The sequence below is a fragment of the Methylobacterium sp. D48H genome (assembly GCF_053345715.1).
In genome coordinates, this window is sequence record NZ_JBKFAP010000036.1 from 25631 (window position 1) to 32989 (window position 7359).

Here is a 7359-nt window from a genome sequence, read left to right on the forward strand (position 1 = left end):
TGCCGCGTAGCGCATAACGCTATCCGTGACGCGTTACGACGCGGCGTGCCTGGACGCCGGCGCCGTGACCACGATGGCCCGGCCTAGGCCGCCGCCACGGTCGGGAGTTCGTCGATCCGGGTGGTGTAGCGCGGCGAGCGCATGTCGAACTTGGTCGACCACTCCCGTTTTGGGGCGAACCCCGCGCTGCCCGGGACGACCGCCCCACGGCCGAACCGGCGATTGCAGGCGTCGAGGGCGCCCATCAGCGCCGCCCCGTATTCCCGGTCCATTTGCCCCAGCCCCGGGAAGGCCCGCTGCGAGGCCGCCAGGGGTACCAGGTCCGTGGTGACGACCCCGGCCTTGGAATAGCGGTAGCCGTCGCGCCAGGTCTTCCGGACCCCGTGCAGGCAGGCCTTCACGAGCACGAGGGTGTCGTTCGACGCCTCCGGCAGGGTCACCACCGACGAGACCGACCGCTGCGGCCGGTCCCGGTCGTGCTCGGATGTGTGGAAGAAGACCGTGACGTGGTCGGTCCCGAGGCCCCCGGCGCGCAGCTTCTCGCCCAGCCTGGCGGCGTGGGTGGCGACGGCCTGTTCCATGGTAGCGAGGTCCTCGACGCGGTCGGAGAAACTGCGGGTCACCGCGCAGCCCTTCCGGGTCGGTGCGACCTCCTCCAGGTCGAGGCAGGCCATGCCCCGCAATTCCATGACGAGCCGCTCCCCGACCACGGTCATGGCCTTGCGCACCGCCCGGGTGTCGAGGTCGCGCACGTCGGCGACGCTCTCGCAGCCCAGGGCCTCCAGCTTGCGGGCGTTGGCCGGTCCGACGCCCCAGATGTCCTCGGGCGGGATGCGGACCATCCAGTGCTCGTACTGGACCGGGTCGGTTAGGTCGCAAACCCCGCCGAGCTCCGGCACCTTCTTGGCGACGTGGTTGGCGAGCTTCGCCAGCGTCTTGGTCGGGCCGATCCCGACGCAGGTCGGGATGCCAGTCCAGGCTCGCACGGTCTCACGCATGTCCCGAGCGAGCGGCACTCGGTCCCGCTCCCGGACGTCGGACAGGTCGAGGAAGCTTTCGTCGATGGAGTAGATCTCGATGCGCGGAGAGAAGCCCCGGTAGACCGTGTTCACCCGGGCGGACATGTCGCCGTACAGAGCATAGTTCGACGAGTAGACTCGCACGCCCCGGGACCGGCACATGTCGCGGATCTTGAAGTACGGCTCTCCCATGCGGATGCCGAGGGCCTTGGCCTCGGCGGTGCGGGCGATGGCGCAGCCGTCGTTGTTGCTCAGCACGATCACGGGCACGCGGGCCAAGCGGGCGTCGAACACGCGCTCGCAGGAGCAATAGAACGAGTTGCCGTCGGAGAGGGCGTAGGCCCGGGCGCTCACTCGCTCCGGCGCCTCGGGTTGATCGAGCCGGAGACGACGCCCCAGACCTCCACCTCTGCTCCGGGAGAAAGCCGGAACTCCGGAAAACGGGGATTGGCGAAAGCCAGGTGCACCCGATGCCCCTGGCGGCGCCAGACCTTGAAGGAGCGCTCGCCGTCGATATCGACCACGACGATGTCGCCGTTTCGCGGCGTGAGCGAGCGGTCGACCACCGCGAGGTCTCCGTCGAAAAGGCGGGCCAGCACCATGCTGTCGCCCGCCACCCGCACCAGGAAGGTCGCCGGCCGGTTGGCGATGAGCAGACGCTGAAGGTCGATCTCGTCCTCGATGAAATCGTCCGCCGGGCTGGGGAAGCCCGCCCTGACTGGTCGAGCCAGGAGGGGCACCGGCATGGGCAGGCCAATGGTAATGCCGCTGGCTTGCATGTTTTTGCTCCGCGAATCTAACAGAACAAAATAGGAACATGCGGCGGCGGTTCCTCGCAAGCGGCCGAGCTTGCGACAATGAGCCGGTGTGGACGCCTGTGGATAAATGGAATTGGCGCTTGCCGAAGAGATACCGTCAGAGCCGCTTCGGTCTAGACCGCGCCGGAGGAACGCCATTGAGGATCACCGTTTACGCGCTTGCGGCCTTGCCCTTTTTGGTGACGCCGACGCTGGCGGCGGGGGATTTCCCGCTCGCCTCCTGCAAAGGCTGGAACGGCACGGTCGTCGAGCGCGACGGCATCGATACGGCGCGGGCCACGATGCGCGGCATCGTCACCAAGGCCGACCTGCAGGAGTATTGCGAACGCGACCCCGGCGGGGAAACCAAGCAGTTCGGTGGCAAGCTCACGACGGCTCAGTGTGTCGCGAATTACTTACGGAGCGAAGGCCGAGCCACGATGACCGCGGAGGCGAACTGCCGAACCGGCACGGTCGGCTACCGTTACAGCGATGGGCAGGTCAGGAAGGCCCGCTTCCCAGTCGGGGCTGACGCCGACACCTCGTGCGCGTCGGGCATGCCGCCCATGGTCGAGCAGTTCAAGATGCTTTGCCCCGCTGCAGCCAAGCGGCTGAAGGTCGAGTAGGCGAGCCTGTTGGCGCCGTCGCCGCGCGTTCCCGATCCCGCCCAGGGATAGCTTGAGGTGTCATCACTCCGCCGACGCAACTCAGGTCACCTCGACCTCACGCGTGCCCTTTCACAGGAGCCGGTCGAACGGCAGCAGCCGGTGCGTTGACTCACATTCTCGTGAAGCGTAGCTCAACCTTGACGGTTCCCTCCGGGGATCAAAAGGGAACGTGGTTGGGGCTATCCCCGAAGCCACGGCTGCCCCCGCAACTGTAAGCGGCGAGCCCTTCACCACCATGTCACTGGGTCACCCCGGGAAGACGGTGCGAGGGCGGCGACCCGCGAGCCAGGAGACCTGCCGTCAGCCGTGGTCACACGCGAAACGCGTCGGGCGGGGTGGTCCTGACGGGTGTCGAGACGGCCGTGCGCCAGCGCGGCTGGCGAGGCCTCGTTCGCGGTGACGTGCCACTGCCGTCCCGAGGTCCTAGGCCTGTGTACCGTTCGATTTCCAAAAGGCGGTTTCGCGCATGCGTCGCCACGCTCGCGCTTACCCTTCCGGGCGCATCTCCGACGCTGGCCCAGGGAGACCCTGCCGAGGCAGCGGCCGCTGTGGTTCTCGATCCGCTCTCGGTCGAGGGCAGCTACACCGCCGCACCGACCTACCAAGTCAAGGATCTCTACAGCGGGACGAAGACCGTGACGCCGCGGCTCTCGCTGCCCCAGCAGGTCGACGTCGTGCCCCAGGAGGTCCTGCGGGACACCGCCGCCACGCGCGTCGAGCGCGCCCTCGACTACGTTCCGGGAGTCGGCAAGCAGAACGATTTCGGCGCCCAGAACCTCGCGCTCTACTCGGTGCGCGGCTTCGCCACCCAGGATATCTTCTTCAACGGCTTCAACATTGCCCGGGGCTACAACGGCGCGCCGGACACCCAGAACGTGCAGTCCATCGAGGTGCTCAAGGGACCGAGCGGGGCACTCTATGGACGCAGCGACCCGGGCGGCACCATCAACATCCTGACCAAGCAGCCCGTGGCCTTGCCCTTCGTCGAAATGGGCACGCTGTTCGGGAGCTTCGGAACGGCACGCACCACCGTCGACGCCGGCGGGCCACTGAACGAGGAAGGCACCGTCCTCTACCGCTTCAACGGCGCGCTCGCGAGGCAGGACAGCTTCCGCGATTTCGTCGACGGCGACCGCGTCCTGGCTGCGCCCGTGGTGAGCTGGCTGATCAGCCCGGACACCAAGTTGACCGTCGAGGCGCAGTACCTGCGCAACCGCCAGACCTTCGACCGCGGGACGGTGGCGGTGAACAACCGCCTTGGCCTCGTACCGCGCTCCCGCTTCTTCGGTGAGCCGGGCGACGACTCCGTGTCAGAAGCCGGGATCCTGCAGATCCGCCTCGATCACGCCTTCAATGCCGACTGGCAGCTCAGGGTCGCCGGCCACTTCAACACCGGCAGCCTGACCGGCCTGCAGACCGGCGCGACCGGCCTTCTCGACGACGGGCGCACCCTGCTGCGCGAGTTCCGCCGGCACGACTTCACGTGGGGCGTGGCCATCGGTCAGGCCGAGCTCGTGGGGCACTTCGACACCGGGCCGTTCGCCCACACCGTGCTGCTCGGCCTTGAGCACGAGCGCTACAACAGCACCGAGAACCTGCTGCGCTCGACGCCGCGGCTCGACCCCTTCGCCATCGACCTGTTCAACCCGGTCTACGGCCAGCCCAAGCCGCCCTTTACGCGGCGCTACAGCGCGAGCGAGAACGTCGGGAACACCGCCGTCTACGTGCAGGACCAGATCGCGCTGAGCCCCGAGTGGAGGCTGCTCCTCGGCAACCGAACCGACTTCTACAACCAGACCTTCCGCGACAAGGTTGGCAACGAGCGCACGGAGCAGGACCGGACCGGCTTCTCACCGCGTGCGGGTCTCGTCTACCAGCCGCTGTCCTTCCTCTCGTTCTACAGCAACGTGGCGGCCTCGTTCCGGCCTAACACCGGCTTCGACATTGCGACACGACCCTTCGCCCCCGAGACCGGCTTCGGCTACGAGGCAGGCGTCAAGCTCGACCTCTTCACCGGGTTGAGCGTGACCGGCGCGGCCTTCCACATCGAGAAGGAGAACGTCCTCACGACCGACCCGAGGGACTTCTTCTTCCAGATCGCCGCCGGGGCGGTGCGGAGCCAGGGCTTCGACCTAAGCTTCGTCGGACAGGTGACGCCCGAGTTCCGGGTGATCGGCGGTTACGCCTTCATCGACGCAGCGGTGACCCGCGACGAGGTCCTGCGGGTCGGCTCGCCGCTCCTCAACATCCCGCGCCACTCCGGCAGCCTGCTCGGCGTCTATGAGGTCCAGGCCGGCGACTGGAAGGGCTTCGGCTTCGGCGGCGGCGTCCGGGCCGTCGGCTCGCGTCTCGGGGACAGCGGCAACGAGCGGTTCCGGCTCCCGGGTTACGTGCTGACCGACGCCCTGGCCTACTACCGCTACGAGAACCTGCGCTTCGGGCTCAACGTCGATAACATCTTCGACGAGACCTACTACGAACGCTCCTACAACGCCTTCTGGGTCGGCGTCGGCGAGCCCCGGCGGGTGACCGTCAGCATGACGGCGCGCTTCTGATGAGCGTGCATCCGAGAACGCTGGAAGAGTCGACAGAGAAATCGGCCCTGACCGGACGCATCGTCTCAATCGATGCCCTGCGCGGGCTGGTAATGGTGCTGATGCTCCTCGACCACCTGCGTGAAACCTGGTTCCTGCACGTGCCGGTCGCCGACCCAATGGATGCCAGGACCGCCCTGCCGGGCCTGTATCTCGCGCGCCTCGCGGTCAGCCTGTGCGCGCCGATCTTCATCGCGCTGACGGGGGTGGCCGCGTACCTGTTCAGCACCCGGCACACCCTGGCGGAGACGCGCGCCTACCTCGTGAAGCGCGGCCTCGTGCTGATGGCTCTGGAGGTCTTCTACCTCTCGGAGCTGTACTGGGGCGTCGCCAGCCCGACGCTTTGGCTTCAGGTGATCTGGTGCATCGGCGTGTGCATGATCGTCCTGGCGGCGATGATCGGCCTGCCGCGCTCGGCGTTATTCGCGGTCGGGACGCTGATCGTTTGCGGGCACAATCTCCTCGACCCGATCCAACTCCGGCCCGATGACCCCTTCTTCGCCGCCTGGGCCATGCTGCACCAGCGCGACGTCATCGCGCTCCCATTCGGTCTGGTGGCCAAGACGACCTACCCGGTGCTTCCCTGGATCGGGGTCATCGCGCTCGGCTACGCCATCGGTCCGTGGTTCCTGCCCGGCGTCGCCACAGGTACGCGCGAGCGCCGTTTCGCTACAGTCGGCATCACAATGCTGGTCGGCTTCGCGTTGCTGCGTCTGGTGAACGGCTACGGCGACAGGCCCTGGTTCGTCGTCGACGAGAGCGCCATGCGGACCGCGATGAGCTTCTTCGCGCTGACGAAGTATCCGCCCTCGCTGCTGTTCCTGTTGCTGACGCTCGGGATCGGGGCGCTATTGCTCGTCGCGCTGGAACGCATTGGCGACCGCCTGGTCGTCGCGGCGCTGGCGGTGTTCGGCGGGGCGCCGCTCTTTTTCTACGTGGTTCACCTGACGGTTCTGCGGCTACTTTACCATGGCGCGTTCGCGATTTGGGGCGCGACCCAGGGCACCGTGTTCGGCGTCGACAACTACGTGTGGATCGTGGTCTGGTATGCGGCGCTGATCCCGCCCCTGTACTTCCCGACGGCCTGGTTCTCGCGCCTCAAGGCGTCGCGACGCGACATCGCTTGGCTCAAGTACCTTTAGGGTCGAACCCATCGTCTTGGCTATGCGACGGTCTGCTTGCGACCCGGTCCAGCCGTGCAGAACGCGACTCGCACTTCCCGAAAGCAGCCATTCCTCGGCCGTCCGGCTACTTTGGTTCGGGGTGGTTAGCGGAACTCGGCGTTAGGGCCTCCAGTGGCACTAGTGAACTTATGAGCTACACGGTCAAGTTGGCGGTCTTCCCACCCTGGACAGCGCCTGTTCCTTACGAGACCCTCACCGAAGTGTTCGCCACAGCGGCGGGAGCCGCTGAGGCAGGTGCCCGCGCACTTGAGCCTATCACTGAACGCGAACTCGCTGATCTGGCCTCCGGCCTAGCGCCGAGATCGCAGCGCAGGGGAGAGGGGTGGGTCACAGCCATCGAGGTGCCCGAAGGGTCGGTCCACGGATACCTGATCCATGACGAGACGGGCGTCGAAGTGTCCAACTGGACTACACTGGATTTCGCCCTGGAGCGCTCTGCAAAGGGCTGATTAGGGTGTGAACAGGCCCCTCACTGGTCCGTCCGGACATCCGTAAAAGTCTCCCGGATGCGAACCAGAATGCCAACGTCGTCCGTCTCGACCTCGCACCAAGAACTGTCGATAGCCCGGAGTATCACCCAAGGCGTGCCTTCTCCGTCGTAGGCAGAGAACTCGCCCCAGATGACCTGTTCAACCTGATCGAAAATCTGCCTCAACACTACACCTGAAACACGCTTCAGAGATCGGCAGAGCGCCTCAAGATGGGTTGCTCCTTCGCCCGTAGCGAAGAGGGGTTCGTTGAAGCGGGCAACCCCGGCAACCTGCCATGAAGCCCGGATCGCACGCTCGCCGAGCATCGGCAGCACGAGGCGAGGATCGACTACAGCGGCGTGCTGCGGCTCAAGGTCATGGATTTGTAAGGTCGGCATCGTCCAGCCCCCCCGCGTGGGGCCATCCTGGCATGGTGCTGAGCGTCTGCAATGAGTCGTGAGCGGGCACGAAGCCAACGTCCGCTTCCATGCATTGCCGCCCCGAAGCAGATGGGGTGGATGGCTCCCGCTCCGACTGACGGCATCTCGATGCCAAGATGTGGTTGCTGTCAAAGCAGCAGCCACGCTCATGCAGGAGCCATCCCCATGGAGATCACCACCGTCGGCA

6 protein-coding genes and 1 riboswitch are annotated in these 7359 nt (G+C 66.4%); of the genes, 3 read left to right on the forward strand and 3 right to left on the reverse strand.

Translation table 11 applies throughout. The features are described from left to right. Nucleotides 1–83: 83 nt before the first annotated feature. A complete protein-coding gene (locus tag ACLBX8_RS29305; RefSeq protein WP_447700915.1) occupies nt 84–1373 on the reverse strand; it encodes a Y-family DNA polymerase in 1290 nt (429 codons plus the stop codon). Then, entirely contained in the window at nt 1370–1798 is a 429-nt protein-coding gene (locus tag ACLBX8_RS29310) for a LexA family protein (protein WP_447700914.1), read from the reverse strand. Before ACLBX8_RS29310 ends, ACLBX8_RS29305 begins: the two co-directional genes overlap by 4 nt. A gap of 176 nt (nt 1799–1974) precedes the next feature. Between ACLBX8_RS29310 and ACLBX8_RS29315 the strand changes: the two genes are divergently transcribed. The 3 genes from ACLBX8_RS29315 (at nt 1975) to ACLBX8_RS29325 (ending at nt 6220) form a co-directional block, all read left to right on the forward strand. Further along, a complete protein-coding gene (locus ACLBX8_RS29315) occupies nt 1975–2442 on the forward strand; it encodes a hypothetical protein (RefSeq protein WP_447700913.1) in 468 nt (155 codons plus the stop codon). Between the two features lie 166 nt (nt 2443–2608). Beyond that, a riboswitch (cobalamin riboswitch) is annotated at nt 2609–2800 on the forward strand. Nucleotides 2801–3119: 319 nt separating this feature from the next. Then, nucleotides 3120–5039, forward strand: a complete 1920-nt coding sequence (locus tag ACLBX8_RS29320; protein WP_447700940.1) for a TonB-dependent siderophore receptor — start codon at nt 3120–3122, stop codon at nt 5037–5039. After that, entirely contained in the window at nt 5039–6220 is a 1182-nt protein-coding gene (locus tag ACLBX8_RS29325; protein WP_447700912.1) for a DUF1624 domain-containing protein, read from the forward strand. Before ACLBX8_RS29320 ends, ACLBX8_RS29325 begins: the two co-directional genes overlap by 1 nt. Before the next feature lie 511 nt (nt 6221–6731). Here ACLBX8_RS29325 and ACLBX8_RS29330 read toward each other — a convergent pair. Further along, nucleotides 6732–7130 (reverse strand): hypothetical protein, encoded by a 399-nt coding sequence (locus ACLBX8_RS29330; protein WP_447700911.1) that lies wholly within the window; start codon nt 7128–7130, stop codon nt 6732–6734. Nucleotides 7131–7359: the final 229 nt, after the last annotated feature.